A 13,143-nucleotide genomic window follows, 5' to 3' on the forward strand; every position below is an offset into this window, starting at 1 on the left:
ATCGGAGGGGCCGGACGAGGAAAAATTCTGGCGCCCGTTTTCGGCGCGTGTTATTTATTTGATGAGCTTGTGCTCAACCAGCTTCTTGCGCAGGGTGTTGCGGTTCAGACCCAGCCATTCGGCTGCGCGCGACTGGTTGTTCTCTGCGTGCTGCATGACGACTTCCAGCAAGGGCTTTTCCACCACGCGGACCATCATGTCGTACATGCCGTCGGGCTCAATGCCGCGCAGGTCCTTGAAATAACCTTCCAGGCTGGCGCGTACGCACTCTTCGATATGTTTCTTGCTCATGCAGCAGCTTCCTCCTCGTTTTTATAGCTGTTCTTTTTTGCCGGGCCAGTTTCGTCGCCCGTACCTTCAGCACCGGCCGGTATGCGGTCCATGTGCGCTCCCAATTCCTGGAAAAACCCGCTCACCGCCTGCAATTGCGCTTCGCAATCTTCCAGCAGGTTCATCCGGGCGCGAAAGGCCTCGCCGCCGGGCAGGGTTTTGACATACCAGCCGATGTGCTTGCGCGCGGTGCGCACGCCGGTGAATTCACCATACAGGGTGTAGTGATCGCGCAGGTGGTCGACCAGCAGGCGCTCGACCTCGCCTACCAGGGGGGGCGCCAGGTGCGTGCCGGTGGCCAGGAAATGCGCGACCTCGCGGAAGATCCAGGGCCGGCCCTGGGCCGCTCGCCCTATCATCACGGCGTCGGCACCGGTGTAGGCGAGCACGTCACGCGCCCGTTCGGGGCTGCTGATGTCGCCATTGGCCACCACCGGAATGCGCAGCGCGGCCTTGACCGCGGCAATCGTGTCGTATTCGGCGGCGCCCTTGTAGCCTTGCTCGCGCGTGCGGCCGTGCACGGTAATCATCTGCACGCCGGCGCTTTCGGCGGCGCGGGCAATCGTCAGGGCGTTTTTTTCGGCCTGGCACCAGCCGGTGCGCATCTTGAGCGTGACGGGAACGTTATGCGGTTCGCAGGCGGCCACCACGGCCTCCACGATCTGCAGCGCCAGGGTTTCGTCCTGCATCAGCGCCGAGCCCGCCCACTTGTTGCAGACCTTCTTGGCCGGGCAACCCATGTTGATGTCGATGATCTGCGCGCCGCGGGCTATGTTGTAGGCTGCGGCGTCGGCCATCATCTGCGCGTCGGTGCCGGCGATCTGTACGGCGATCGGCGCGTCCTCGCCTTCGTGATTTGCGCGGCGCGAGGTCTTCAGGCTGTCCCACAAATCACGGCGCGATGTCACCATCTCGCTGACCGCGTAGCCGGCGCCCAGTTTTTTGCTGAGCTGGCGAAACGGCCGGTCCGTCACGCCGGCCATGGGCGCGACAAACAGGTTGTTTGCCAAAGCGTAGGGGCCGATGTTCATGGGAAAGGGGTGCTGCCGATTGCTGAAAAAGGAGGCACGATTGTACCTGCTCAAAATTTCAGCAATTGAAAATTGCACACGCAGTTGTAAGCGTCTTCCTGACACAACAGTCGCCCCGCCCTGCCTATACTCGAATGCATATATGCCCGCCTGGATTACCCACCTGATTGAACTTTTGGCCCTGCCCGAGTACGGCCTGAGCACGGTCTTCGTGGTGTCCTTCATTTCGGCCACGCTGCTGCCGCTGGGCTCGGAGCCGGTGGTCTTCGGCCTGGTCAAACTCAACCCCGCCATGTTCTGGCCGGCGGTACTCGTCGCCACTGCCGGCAACACGCTGGGCGGTGCACTGGACTGGTGGATGGGCTACGGCGCCCACAAGGTGGTCGACAAATACCAGCATTCTTCGCACCACGGCCACGCCATCCGCTGGCTGGAAAAGCTAGGCCCCAAAGCCTGCCTGCTGGCCTGGTTGCCGGTGGTGGGGGACCCGTTGTGCGCGGTTGCGGGCTGGCTCAAGTTTCCGTTCTGGCCTTGCCTGGCGTACATGGCCGTCGGGAAATTCCTGCGCTACTTTTTGATGACCGGCAGCCTGATCTGGGCATTTCCGGGCATCTTCACCGGATAAAGTTCGCTGGAATCAGAAACGCTCGTGCGGCAGCAAATAGCGCCACTGCCCGGGTTGCAGCTGGCTCATCGCCACCCGGCCAATGCGCAAGCGCTTCATGCCGTTGACCTGCAAACCCACGCTCTCGCACATGTAGGCGATCTGCCCCGGCACCTCGCCCTTGAGGGCAAACCGCAAGCGCGTTTCGTTTTGCCAGCTGACTTTGGCCGGCGGCAGCAGCGCGCCCTGGTAGGTGAAACCGTGGTCCACGCGGTTCAGCCGCTCGAGGCCACCGGGCTTGATGGTGCCGCTGACATCCACAACAACTTCATGCTCCATCACGCGGGCGTCTTCACGCAGCTTGCGCGTCACGCGCCAGTCCTGCGTCAGCACGACGAGCCCGGTGGCTGGTGTGGCCAGCGGCGTCACCAACTCGACCGACGAGAAATGTTTTTTGAGCGGGCGGATGCCGGAGCGGTCATCGGGCGACTGCGTGGCCGCCGACAACAAGGGCGCCAAGGGTCCGGCAAGGCCATCAGCCCCGGCGACATAACCCGCGGGTTTGTGCAGCAGCATAGTCACCGGCGTCAGCGCCAGCAGGCTGGCGTTTTTGTCGAGCACGATGGCCTGGTCCAGCACGCGGAACTGCGGCTCTTCCACCGTGACGCCGTCGACCGTGACCCAGCCGCCCTCGATGTACTGCTCGGCCTCGCGGCGTGAGCAGGCCAGCACTTCGGCAAGGCGCTTGGCCAGGCGTACGGGCTCTGTCATTACGGCGAGGCCTTCATGGCGAATCAGGCGCTGATGCAGGTTTATTTCTGGGCCGCCACCACGCCGATTTCGACGTGGTACTGGGGCGCGGCCAGGCGCGGGCTCATCACCGTGGCGCGCGCGGGCGTGGCGCCGGGTACCACCCAGGCTTCCCAGGCGCGGTTCATGTCGCCAAAGCTGTCCATGTCGGTCAACCAGATGGTGGCGCTGAGCAATTGCGACTTGTCGCTGCCGGCGGCAGCCAGCAAACGGTCGATGTTGGCCAGGATGCTGACGGTCTGTTCGTACACACCGGGGCCGGCGTCATTGCCTGCCACCTGGCCTGCCAGGTACACGGTGTTGTTATGGACCACGGCCTGGGACATGCGTGGGCCGGTTTCAATGCGCTGGATGGACATGGTGTTCTCTTTCAAAGCGAGTGGTTCAAGGGTGATGGCCTGCCCTGGCAAGCCGTTTGGCCAAGCGTACAGGTCCATGCAATCTACACGGTCCTATCAAGTGCCGCCGTCGAACCGGCCAAACCGGGCGACAAGCGGCGTCCCCTGCCAGGGGAGGATGGGCCACACGCAGTGAGCCCAGGCAGGGGTGTACCCATTCAGCTGCTGAACAGGAAGTTCATCACGTCGCCGTCCTTGACGACGTATTCCTTGCCTTCGCTGCGCATCTTGCCGGCATCCTTGGCACCTTGCTCGCCCTTGAAGCTGATGTAGTCGGCAAAGGCGATGGTCTGCGCGCGGATATAGCCTTTTTCGAAATCGGTGTGGATCACGCCGGCGGCTTGCGGGCCGGTGTCGCCCACATGGATGGTCCAGGCGCGCACTTCTTTCACACCGGCCGTGAAGTAGGTCTGCAGGCCCAGCAGCTTGTAGGCCGCCAGGATGAGGCGATTGAGGCCCGGCTCGTCCTGGCCGATCTCGGCGAGGAACATCTTTTTGTCTTCCTCGTCCATGTCAGCCATTTCGGCTTCCATCTTGGCGCAGATCGCCACCACCGGCGCTTTCTGGGCGTCGGCATAGGCCTTGAGGCGGTCCAGCAGCGGGTTGTTCTCAAACCCGTCCTCGGACACGTTGGCCACAAACATGGCCGGTTTGGCGGTGATCAGGAAGAACTGCGTGAGCAGCGGCAGCTCTTCCTTGCTGAAATCGATGGTGCGCACCGGCTTGCCCTCGTTGAGCGCGGCCTGGCATTTCTCGAGGATGACGACCAGCTTGGCCGACTCCTTGTCGCCCGAGCGGGCGGTCTTGGTGACGCGGTGCAGGGCTTTTTCGACGGCGGCGAGGTCGGCCAGGCACAGCTCGGTCTGGATGACTTCGATGTCGGAGATCGGGTCCACCTTGCCGGCCACGTGGATCACGTTGTCGTCTTCAAAGCAGCGCACCACATTGATGGTGGCGTCGGTTTCGCGGATATGGGCCAGGAATTTGTTGCCCAGGCCCTCGCCCGTGCTGGCACCCGCCACCAGGCCGGCAATGTCCACGAACTCGACGATGGCCGGAACAATGCGTTCGGGCTTGACGATTTCGGCCAATTGGGCCAACCTCGGGTCGGGCACTTCCACAACGCCGACATTCGGCTCAATCGTGCAAAAGGGGTAGTTTTCAGCCGCAATCCCCGCTTTGGTCAACGCATTGAACAGGGTGGATTTTCCGACGTTAGGCAAGCCTACAATGCCGCACTTCAAACTCATGACAAACCTTCAAAAACAGGCTGAGAAGTGTATGCGATGCGCGGCCGGGCGGTATTGGAGCGCTTTACAACGGTCATTTGCCTTATTTGCGCTTGCCGCGCTTTGGGCCGCCCTGCCTCTTCCCGCGCAGGCCCAATCACCCGTCGTACTGAAGGACGCTCATCCCACCCAGGACCTGTCGAGCGAAGGGCTCGCGTGGATCGATGCCGATGGCCAGGCAACCATTGAGCAAATAGCGAGCGGAGGGGCAAGCGCGACCTTCGCGCCTCCAAACCCCAACATGATGTATTCCCTGGGTGCGCAGGGCGCCCTCTGGCTTCACTACCGCTTTACAAAGCCCGCAGAGTCTCGCCAGGAATGGCTGCTGGAGTTTCCCCTGCCCGTGCTCGACATGAGCACGGTTTACCAGCGCACACCGGCCGGTGCTTGGGCCGCCCTGAGCGCGGGCGACACCGTTGCGGTGTCCAGTTGGCCAGAACCTGGCCGATACGGCATTTTCCGCCTGAACCTGCCGGACAACGGGGTCCATGACGTCTACGTGCGCCTGCAGCACCAGACGGAGGTGAGCATTCCCGTGCGGGTCAGCACCCGCGGCCAGCTGACACAGCGTCTGCACCTGGAATACCTCGCCGTCGGCGTGGCATCCGGCGCACTGTTCCTGCTCATCGTCGCCTGCGCGGTGCAAAGCCGGGTCTATCGTGACAGTGCTTACGGCTGGTACGCGATTTATGCCAGCATCATGCTGCTGGGCGTATGGGCGTGGACGGGCGTGGCCGGCCAGCTGTTGTGGGGAAACTTCATTACCTGGAACAACATGGCGCAGGGGTGCCTGGCCATCCTGGGTGGCGGCGCTGCCTTGATGGTGGTGCATCACCTGTGCGGCGCCGGCTCACGGCATAAATGGTTCGAGCGCCTGGCCCACCGCATCGGCATGGCAGGTGCGCCGCTTGCGCTGGTGTACCTGGCATTGGACCGCCCCTCGGGGGTGATCCTCATAGGCGCTTATCTCGTCGCGGTGGTCGTGCTGGGGATCAGCCGCGCCTACATGACATGGCGGCGGCAAGACATCGTCGGCTTCTGGGTCATGGCTGCTTTTGTCCCGCTGGGGGTGGTGACGCTTCTGGTGGTTTCGAGCATTCTTGGTTTTTTTCGCGCATCGGGGCTGTCTCAATACGGCCTGATGGCGGCGTTGACGCTTGAAGTGCCCCTGCTGCTGGTGGCACTCAACACGCGCTCCCACCAACGCCACACCGTCGAAGCGCGTGAGCAGGCCATGTCCAGCCACGATGCGCTCACCGGCCTTCTTGCCGCTCACTTGTTCCATGACCGCCTTATGCAGGTGATAGAGCGCGCCAGGCGCTACCAGGAGCCGGCGGCCGTGGTGTACATCGAGCTGGTCAACTACCGCTACATCAAAAAAACCTGGGGCACCGCGGTGGCCGAGCAAAGCCTGCTGCGCAGCGTCATCAAGCTGCGCCGCATCTTGCGCGATGTGAACACCGTAGGGCGCGTCGACGAGGCCCGCTTTGGCCTGATCCTCGAAGGCGTCGAGTCGCGCACGCCGGTCACCGAACTCTCCGCGCGCCTGATTGCGGCCGGCCTGATGCCGCTGAAGGGCCTGAAGCCGGAGGTGGTGCTGCAGTTTCATGTGGCGGGTGTGCTGCTGAGCGAACGCCTGGGCAGCCACGAAGCCATTTCACAGGCGCTGGCCGACCTGCTGCACAGCATGGGCGCCCGCACGCGCCGGCCCATCCGCTTCCTGGAGCCCGAGCTCACGCACCCCATGCCGCTGGAGGCTGAAGCGGACTCGGGTTTTGACGGCGCCGACTCCGGGCCCCGGACATCCCGCCTGCCTCACGAATCCAGACCACCCCACGCCGGCCACGCACCCACGCCGCTGCGGGCGGTGAGAAGTCACTCAAACAGGTAACTTGCGCCGGCGCGCTGGCCCACTTTGAGCTGGTGGTCGATGCCGGCCAGCACAATGACATTCATGCCGAAGGTCAGCGCACCGTTGACGCGCGCATCCTGGCGGTAGGTTTGCAGCATGTCCCCCACCTCGGGGCTGCTGGTGGCGGTCGCCGGGTCGATATTCGGAATCGGGCAGCGCGGGCAGGGCTTGACCGGCTTGAGCTGCACCGCCCCCTGCTCCGTTTCAATCTGCAGCAGGTCGATGCGGTCTTCGTCATGCGGCGCAAGCTCCTGCCCGCCCGGCGCATCGCCCAGCACGATGTTGGGACGAAAGCGCTCCATGCCGACCGGGGCGGAACCCGCCGCTACCAGCTTTTCGTTGAACTGCGCCAGCGATGCCTCGCTGATGACCAGCAGCGGGTAGCCGTCGCTGAACTGGTTGAGCGCTTCCACGCCGTCCGTCCACTGCAGGCTGCAGACACGCTTGTGCTCGGGGTCGAAACGCACCAGGCGCGCGGGCTGGCCGAGGAAATCGGTGAACCACTGGGCAGCGATGGCGCCCATGTCATAGGCTTGCACTTCGTCCTTCCACACCTGCACGCGCACGGGCTCTTCGACCTGGTCCAGCGCGATGTGCAGCGACAGCATGCCGGGCGCGCGCAGCACCATGTCGCTGTGCCTCAATTGGGGTTTGATGAGCGCCATGCGCGGCAACTCGCGCTGCGTGAGGAAGTGGCCTTTGTCATCCACCACCATCCAGGCGCGGTCAAACTCCAGCCCGGTTTCGGTCAGGATGACGTCCTGCACCTGCACGCCGGCGCAGGATTTCACGGGATACACAAAGAGGCGTGAAATCACGGCCGGGATGTCGAAGGGCATGTCGCCGGCGGCCGCCGATGTGTGGGGGGATGTATCGCTCACGTCTTCCAGGCCTTTATCTTTATGGGTGCAAATCAGAGGGGCAAAGGAGCAATTTTGCACTGCCTTCTAAAATGAGTCATGACCAAGACCTTTGATGTCTGTATTCGCGGCGACGGTGTGGTGGGCCGCACGCTGGCCCTGTTGCTGGCGCGCGAGCGCCTGCGCGTGGCGCTTGTCACCCGGCCGGAAAAACCCGCGGGCGTGCATTCGGCGCCCGATGTGCGTGCCTACGCGCTCAACAGCGCCTCACGCGGGGTGCTGGAAGGCCTGCGCGCCTGGCCCGAGGCGGCCTTTGCCACGCCGGTGCTTGAAATGCAGGTCTGGGGCGACGACGGCGGCAAGCTCGACTTCACGGCCAAAAGTGTCGGCCAGGACGCCCTCGCCTGGATCGTCGATGTCCCGGCGCTGGAGGAGCAGTTGATCCAGGCGGTGCGCTACCAGCCGCAAATCGAGACCGTGACGGCGCCCGCCAAAGCGGCGCTCAACGTCATCTGCGAAGGCCAGAAAAGCGCCAGCCGCGACGAAGTCGGCCTGACCCGGCCGCTGAACTGGACGGTCAAACCCTATCCGCAGAAAGCGATTGCGGCCAGGCTTCAGATGGACAAACCGCACGGCGGCGTTGCACGCCAGTGGTTTTCTGGCGGCGATGTGCTGGCCCTCTTGCCTTTATCCGCAGAACACGGGAACTTGGCAGCGCTGGTGTGGTCTGTCTCTACAGAGCGCGCAGCCGCACTGGAGAAATTGCCGCCCGAAGAATTTTGCAAGGCGCTGGAGGCCGTGTGCGGCCAGGAAACCGGCGCGCTGAAGCTTACCAGCGAGCGGGCGAGCTGGCCGCTGGCGCTGTCGAGCGCCGGGCACTGGGTCGGCCCCGGCTGGGCCCTGGCGGGCGACGCGGCGCACACAGTGCATCCGCTGGCGGGCCAGGGGCTGAACCTGGGCCTGGCCGATGCGGCTTGCCTGGCCGGCGTGATTGCCCAACGCGAGTATTGGCGCGGGCTGGGCGACGAAAAACTGCTGCGCCGCTACGAAAGGGCGCGCAAGGCCGATGTGGCGGCCATGGGCGCGGTGACAGACGGGCTGCACGGGATTTTTGCGCAGACCGACGGGCGCTGGCAGGCCCTGCGCAACTGGGGCATGAAGGGCTTTGAGCGCAGCGGTTTCCTGAAAAACTGGCTGACGCGGCAGGCTGCGGGTTTATAGAGAAATCAGAGACAACGGCTAGCGATAGCGATACCTACTGGAACACCGATGAAATTCATGAAATCAATCGCCGTCGCCGGCCTGCTGGCGCTCAGCCTTATCCCCGCTTTTGCGCAGGAAGCGGCCATCCGCAAAAACCTGTCCGAGAGATTTCCCTCTTTTGAAAAAATCGATGAAGTCACCAAGTCGCCCATGAACGGGCTCTATGAAGTGCGTGTCGGTTTTGATATTTTTTACACGGATGAACGGGGCGACTACCTGCTGCAGGGCAACCTCCTGGACACGAAGAACCGGCGCAACCTGACCGAAGAGCGCGTCGAAAAACTCACCGCGGTGGACTTCGACAAGCTGCCGGTGAACGACGCCTTCAAGATCGTGCGCGGCGACGGCAAACGCAAGCTGGCGGTGTTTGAAGACCCCAACTGCGGCTACTGCAAACGCTTCGAGCAGGACCTGACCAACGTCAACAACGTCACCGTCTATCTCTTTTTGTACCCCGTGCTCGGGCAGGACTCCATCGTCAAGTCGCGCAACATCTGGTGCGCCAAAGACAAGGTCAAAGCCTGGAACGACTGGATGTTGCGCAACACCGCACCCGCGGCGGCCGAGTGCGATATGGCGCCCATCAAACGCAACCGCGAATTCGGCCAGAAGTACAACATCACCGGAACGCCTACGCTGCTTTTCAGCAACGGCACGCGCGCGCCCGGCGCCATCAGTGCGCAGGAAGTCGAAAAAATGCTGGTGGCGGCGCAAAAACCTTAAGCAAAAAAAGCCTCCAGCCCAGGCAGCACCTGGGTAAGCAGCTCCTTTTTTGATAGCAAAGGCATCAGCCGGCCCTCCCCGCCCTGGATGGCGCGTTTCGCCGCCTGCAAGCCCCCGCCGACCTGGAGTATTCTGTGAGCAAGATGCCAGGCACCCCCAAAAATCCCCCCGCCCCCCTTCACTACCGCATCGAGATCGGCGACCTCCACGCCCATCTCTTTCGCATCACCCTCACGATCGCACGGCCCGAAGCGATGCAGCGCCTCTCGCTGCCGGTCTGGATCCCCGGCAGCTACCTGGTGCGGGAGTTCTCCAAAAGCCTGCAACAGCTCGAAGCCCGCCAGGCCAGCCGCACGCCGCTGCATGTCGAGCAGCTCGACAAATGCACCTGGCAGGTCGCCTGTTCTCCGGCCAAACCGCTGGTGCTGCGTTACGAGGTGTATGCCAACGACAACTCGGTGCGCACCGCCTGGCTGGATGCGCACCGCGGCTTTTTCAACGGGACCAGCCTGTGCCTGAAAGTGCATGGCCAGGAAAAAGCGGCGCATGTGCTGGAAGTGCCGGCGCCCAAAGCCGTTTCAGGCTGGTCGCTGGCCACGGGCCTGGCGGCGCGCGACGTCAACAAGCAGGGCTTCGGCAGCTATGAGGCGGCCGACTACGACGAGCTCGTCGATTGCCCGGTGGAAATGGGCGCCTTCTGGAGCGGCACTTTCAGCGCGCGCGGCGTGCCGCACCGCGTGGTGGTGGCAGGCGCCACGCCGAGTTTTGACGGCGCGAGGTTGCTGGCCGACACCCAGAAAATCTGCGAGACGGAAATCCGCTTCTGGCACGGCGCCAAAAAACCGCCTTTCCAGAATTACCTGTTCATGGTCAATGCGGTGGACGACGGTTACGGCGGGCTGGAGCACCGCAACTCCACCGCCCTGATCTGCAACCGCAAAGACCTGCCCCGCGTGGGCGAGCCGCGCACCAGCGAGGGCTACACCACGCTGCGCGGCCTCATCAGCCACGAGTACTTCCACACCTGGAACGTCAAGCGCCTGCGCCCCGCCGAGTTTGAACACTACAACTACAGCGGCGAAAACTACACCAGCCTGCTGTGGTTTTTTGAAGGCTTCACCAGTTACTACGACGACCTCTTCCTGCGGCGCGCGGGCCTCCTGGACAACGCGGGCTACCTCAAGGTGCTCAACAAAACCATCAACCAGGTCATGCAGACGCCGGGCCGGCTGGTGCAGTCGGTGGCCGAGGCCAGCTTTGACGCCTGGGTGAAGTACTACCGCCAGGATGAGAACACGCCGAACGCCACCGTGAGCTACTACACCAAGGGCGCGCTGGTGGCGCTGTGTTTTGACCTCACGTTGCGCAGCGAAGCCAAAGACCGCCGGGGGGCCAAAGGCGCCACGCTGGACGACGTGATGCGCGCGCTCTGGCTGCGCTGCAAGGCCGGGCCGATGCGCGAGGCCGATTTTGCGGACGCGCTGGCCGCAGCCGGCCATCGCCCTTACGCGGGCGAGCTGTCGCGCTGGGTGCACGGCCGCGGCGAGCTTCCGCTGAAGGGCTTGCTGCAGCAGCACGGCGTGGCCGTTGCGGAAGAACCCGCCCAACTCGCCCAGCGGCTGGGCCTGAGGGCCACTGAAAATCAGGGTGTGGTGCAGGTCAAGACCGTGCTGCGCGGCGGCGTGGCCGAACGCGCCGGCTTTGCGGCGGGCGACGAATGGCTGGGCGTGGAGCCGGTGGCCAAAGCGGGAAGCCGCGCGGCAGACGGCGGATGGCGCATGAGCCGGCTTGAGGACCTGACGCACTACGCCGGCAACGCCAAAAAAGTGGTTGCGCTGGTTTCGCGCGACAAGCGCCTGATGCGGCTGGAGCTGGCCATGCCGCCCGCGCTGACCACCTGGCGCCTGGCGGTGCAGGATGCAGCGCTGATGGACCAGTGGCTGGCGCCCAAGGCCTGAGCGTTGATGGCGGCCACTGGCTTTTTAAAAGCCAAATCGGCCTCCAGCCCTTTATCTGCCTGGGCGATCAGCTATCAAAAACATAGCAAGAGAACCAGCAAGCGCAGTTTTACTCGCCCTTGAAAACCGCCGGCCGCTTTTCAAGAAAAGCCGCCACCCCCTCGAAATAATCATGCGTATGGCCCAGGGCCGATTGCATGTCGCGCTCGGCGTCGAGCTGCTGGTTGAGGGTGCGCGTCACGCCTTCACGCATAAGCTGCCGGGTCGCCACCAGCGCCTTGGTCGGCAGGGCTGCCAGGCGCTGCGCCATCGCGGTGGCGGCGGCCAGCGGGTCGTCCGCCACGTCCCAGATCAAGCCCCATTCCTTGGCCTGCGCGGCCGGCAGTTTGTCGCCGGTGAAGGCCAGCGCCATCGCGCGGGCCAGCCCGAGCTTTTGCACCAGGAACCAGCTGCTGCCGGCATCGGGCACCAGGCCGATCTTGCTGAAGGCCTGGATAAAGCTGGCGCCGGGCGCGGCCACCGCCATGTCGCAGGTCATCGCCAGTGAGGCGCCCGCGCCGGCCGCCACGCCGTTGACCGCCGCCACCGTGGGCATGCGCAGCGCCGTGAGCCGGCGCGCCGTGGGGTTGAAGGCCTGGTCGATCAGCGGGCCGGGGTCGGCGCGCTCGATGCGGTTGGGGCCGGGAGAGAAATCGAACTCGGCCAGGTCGGCGCCCGCGCAAAACCCGCGGCCTGCGCCGGTGAGGACGAGGGCGCGGATGTGTGGGTCCGCTTCGGCCTGGTCCAGCGCGGCCCACAGCTCGCGGTGCATTTGCCGGGTAAAACTGTTGAGCGCCTGCGGGCGGTTGAGCGTGACGACGGCGACAGCGCCCTCGACGGCGTAAAGAACAGTGGATTCGGGTGTGGTCATAAGAGGTCTCCTCCCCTGAATCTAGCATCGCCGGCGAGCTTGCGTTGGCCGGGCCCATGGCATCATTGGAGACGCTTTTTCAGCTCAAAGAGGACTTCCGACATGCCTTCCACGACTTACGAAACCATCGCAACCCGCACCGAAGGCCCTGAAGGCCGCAAAGTGGGCATCATCACCCTGAACCGGCCCAAGCAGCTCAACGCCCTGAACGACCAGCTGATGGACGAACTGGGCCAGGCGCTCAAGGGTTTTGACGCCGATGCAAGCATCGGCTGCATGATCCTGACCGGCAGCGAAAAGGCCTTTGCCGCCGGCGCCGACATCGGCGCGATGGCGACCTACACCTTTGCCGACGTCTACAACCAGGACTACATCACCCGCAATTGGGAACAGATCCGCAGCGTGCGCAAGCCGGTGATCGCGGCCGTCAGCGGTTTTGCCCTGGGCGGCGGCTGCGAACTGGCGATGATGTGCGACTTCATCATCGCGGCCGACAACGCGAAGTTCGGCCAGCCCGAAATCAAGCTGGGCATCATCCCCGGCGCCGGCGGCACGCAGCGCCTGCCACGTGCCGTGGGCAAATCCAAAGCCATGGACATGGCCCTGACCGGCCGCATGATGGACGCCCAGGAAGCCGAGCGCTCGGGCCTGGTCAGCCGCGTGGTGCCGCTGGACAAACTCATGGACGAAGCCCTGGGCGCCGCCCTGCTGATCTGCGGCTTCGGCCAGACCAGCGTCATGGCCGCCAAGGAAGCCGTCAACCGCGCCTTTGAAAGCAGCCTGAGCGACGGCGTGATGTTTGAGCGGCGCCTGTTTCATTCGTTGTTTTCCACCGACGATCAGAAAGAAGGCATGGACGCCTTCGTCAACAAACGGAAACCGGTGTTTAAACACCGCTAAACATGGAGCCCCCACGGTCGCTCACTTCGTGTAGCTTCCTGCCCCCCGAGGGGGCCGCCCGCCCTCCGGCCCGGCGAAGCCGGTTCCGGGGCTCATGCTGGTTTTAGGTAGCCCCCGGCGTTGCGGCATGCCTGAAGTTTTGGCTATAATCGTCG

13 protein-coding genes are annotated in these 13,143 nt (G+C 63.9%); 6 read left to right on the top strand and 7 right to left on the bottom strand.

The window, feature by feature from the left end:
- Positions 1-54: 54 nt before the first annotated feature.
- Both DT070_RS02605 and dusB read right to left on the bottom strand, forming a co-directional pair.
- Positions 55-291 (bottom strand): Fis family transcriptional regulator, encoded by a 237-nt coding sequence (locus DT070_RS02605; RefSeq protein ID WP_122954005.1) that lies wholly within the window; start codon positions 289-291, stop codon positions 55-57.
- Positions 288-1,361: a tRNA dihydrouridine synthase DusB gene (gene dusB / locus DT070_RS02610; protein ID WP_122957212.1), complete on the bottom strand. Its 1,074-nt coding sequence runs from the start codon at positions 1,359-1,361 to the stop codon at positions 288-290. The genes DT070_RS02605 and dusB overlap by 4 nt, the downstream gene beginning before the upstream one ends.
- 142 nt (positions 1,362-1,503) lie before the next feature.
- On the opposite strand from dusB, the gene DT070_RS02615 reads away from it, so the two are divergent.
- Entirely contained in the window at positions 1,504-1,986 is a 483-nt protein-coding gene (locus DT070_RS02615) for a YqaA family protein (protein ID WP_122954006.1), read from the top strand.
- 12 nt (positions 1,987-1,998) lie between these two features.
- On the opposite strand, the gene DT070_RS02620 is transcribed toward DT070_RS02615, so the two are convergent.
- From DT070_RS02620 to ychF, 3 genes are all read right to left on the bottom strand, one after another.
- Positions 1,999-2,736: an rRNA pseudouridine synthase gene (locus DT070_RS02620; RefSeq protein WP_122954007.1), complete on the bottom strand. Its 738-nt coding sequence runs from the start codon at positions 2,734-2,736 to the stop codon at positions 1,999-2,001.
- Between the two features lie 41 nt (positions 2,737-2,777).
- Complete coding sequence (locus DT070_RS02625) at positions 2,778-3,134, bottom strand: RidA family protein (protein WP_122957213.1); 357 nt, start codon at positions 3,132-3,134, stop codon at positions 2,778-2,780.
- A gap of 197 nt (positions 3,135-3,331) precedes the next feature.
- Complete coding sequence (gene ychF, locus DT070_RS02630; RefSeq protein ID WP_122954008.1) at positions 3,332-4,423, bottom strand: redox-regulated ATPase YchF; 1,092 nt, start codon at positions 4,421-4,423, stop codon at positions 3,332-3,334.
- A gap of 31 nt (positions 4,424-4,454) precedes the next feature.
- Here ychF and DT070_RS21200 point away from each other — a divergent pair, with 31 nt between their 5' ends.
- The gene (locus DT070_RS21200) at positions 4,455-6,353 is read left to right on the top strand and encodes a 7TM-DISM domain-containing protein (RefSeq protein ID WP_164483705.1); all 1,899 of its coding nucleotides are present in this window, start codon (positions 4,455-4,457) and stop codon (positions 6,351-6,353) included.
- On the opposite strand, the gene DT070_RS02645 is transcribed toward DT070_RS21200, so the two are convergent.
- The gene (locus tag DT070_RS02645; protein ID WP_122957215.1) at positions 6,338-7,213 is read right to left on the bottom strand and encodes an MOSC domain-containing protein; all 876 of its coding nucleotides are present in this window, start codon (positions 7,211-7,213) and stop codon (positions 6,338-6,340) included. The two genes, DT070_RS21200 and DT070_RS02645, sit on opposite strands and share 16 nt — an antisense overlap.
- A 120-nt stretch (positions 7,214-7,333) precedes the next feature.
- Here DT070_RS02645 and DT070_RS02650 point away from each other — a divergent pair, with 120 nt between their 5' ends.
- The 3 genes from DT070_RS02650 (at position 7,334) to DT070_RS02660 (ending at position 11,178) form a co-directional block, all read left to right on the top strand.
- Positions 7,334-8,455, top strand: coding sequence for an FAD-dependent monooxygenase (locus DT070_RS02650; protein WP_122954009.1), 1,122 nt, complete (start codon positions 7,334-7,336; stop codon positions 8,453-8,455).
- A gap of 48 nt (positions 8,456-8,503) precedes the next feature.
- Positions 8,504-9,220, top strand: coding sequence for a DsbC family protein (locus DT070_RS02655; protein ID WP_122954010.1), 717 nt, complete (start codon positions 8,504-8,506; stop codon positions 9,218-9,220).
- A 143-nt stretch (positions 9,221-9,363) separates the two neighbouring features.
- Positions 9,364-11,178 carry a M61 family metallopeptidase gene (locus DT070_RS02660; protein WP_122957216.1) on the top strand — a complete coding sequence of 605 codons (1,815 nt, stop codon included), beginning with the start codon at positions 9,364-9,366 and terminating at the stop codon, positions 11,176-11,178.
- Positions 11,179-11,287: 109 nt separating this feature from the next.
- Here the strand turns inward: DT070_RS02660 and DT070_RS02665 are convergent, their stop codons facing one another.
- Positions 11,288-12,088 (bottom strand): enoyl-CoA hydratase-related protein, encoded by an 801-nt coding sequence (locus tag DT070_RS02665; protein WP_122954011.1) that lies wholly within the window; start codon positions 12,086-12,088, stop codon positions 11,288-11,290.
- Between the two features lie 102 nt (positions 12,089-12,190).
- Between DT070_RS02665 and DT070_RS02670 the strand changes: the two genes are divergently transcribed.
- Positions 12,191-12,988 carry an enoyl-CoA hydratase gene (locus tag DT070_RS02670; protein ID WP_122954012.1) on the top strand — a complete coding sequence of 266 codons (798 nt, stop codon included), beginning with the start codon at positions 12,191-12,193 and terminating at the stop codon, positions 12,986-12,988.
- Positions 12,989-13,143: the final 155 nt, after the last annotated feature.

The organism is Polaromonas sp. SP1 (genome assembly GCF_003711205.1).
Classification (GTDB): domain Bacteria; phylum Pseudomonadota; class Gammaproteobacteria; order Burkholderiales; family Burkholderiaceae_C; genus Polaromonas.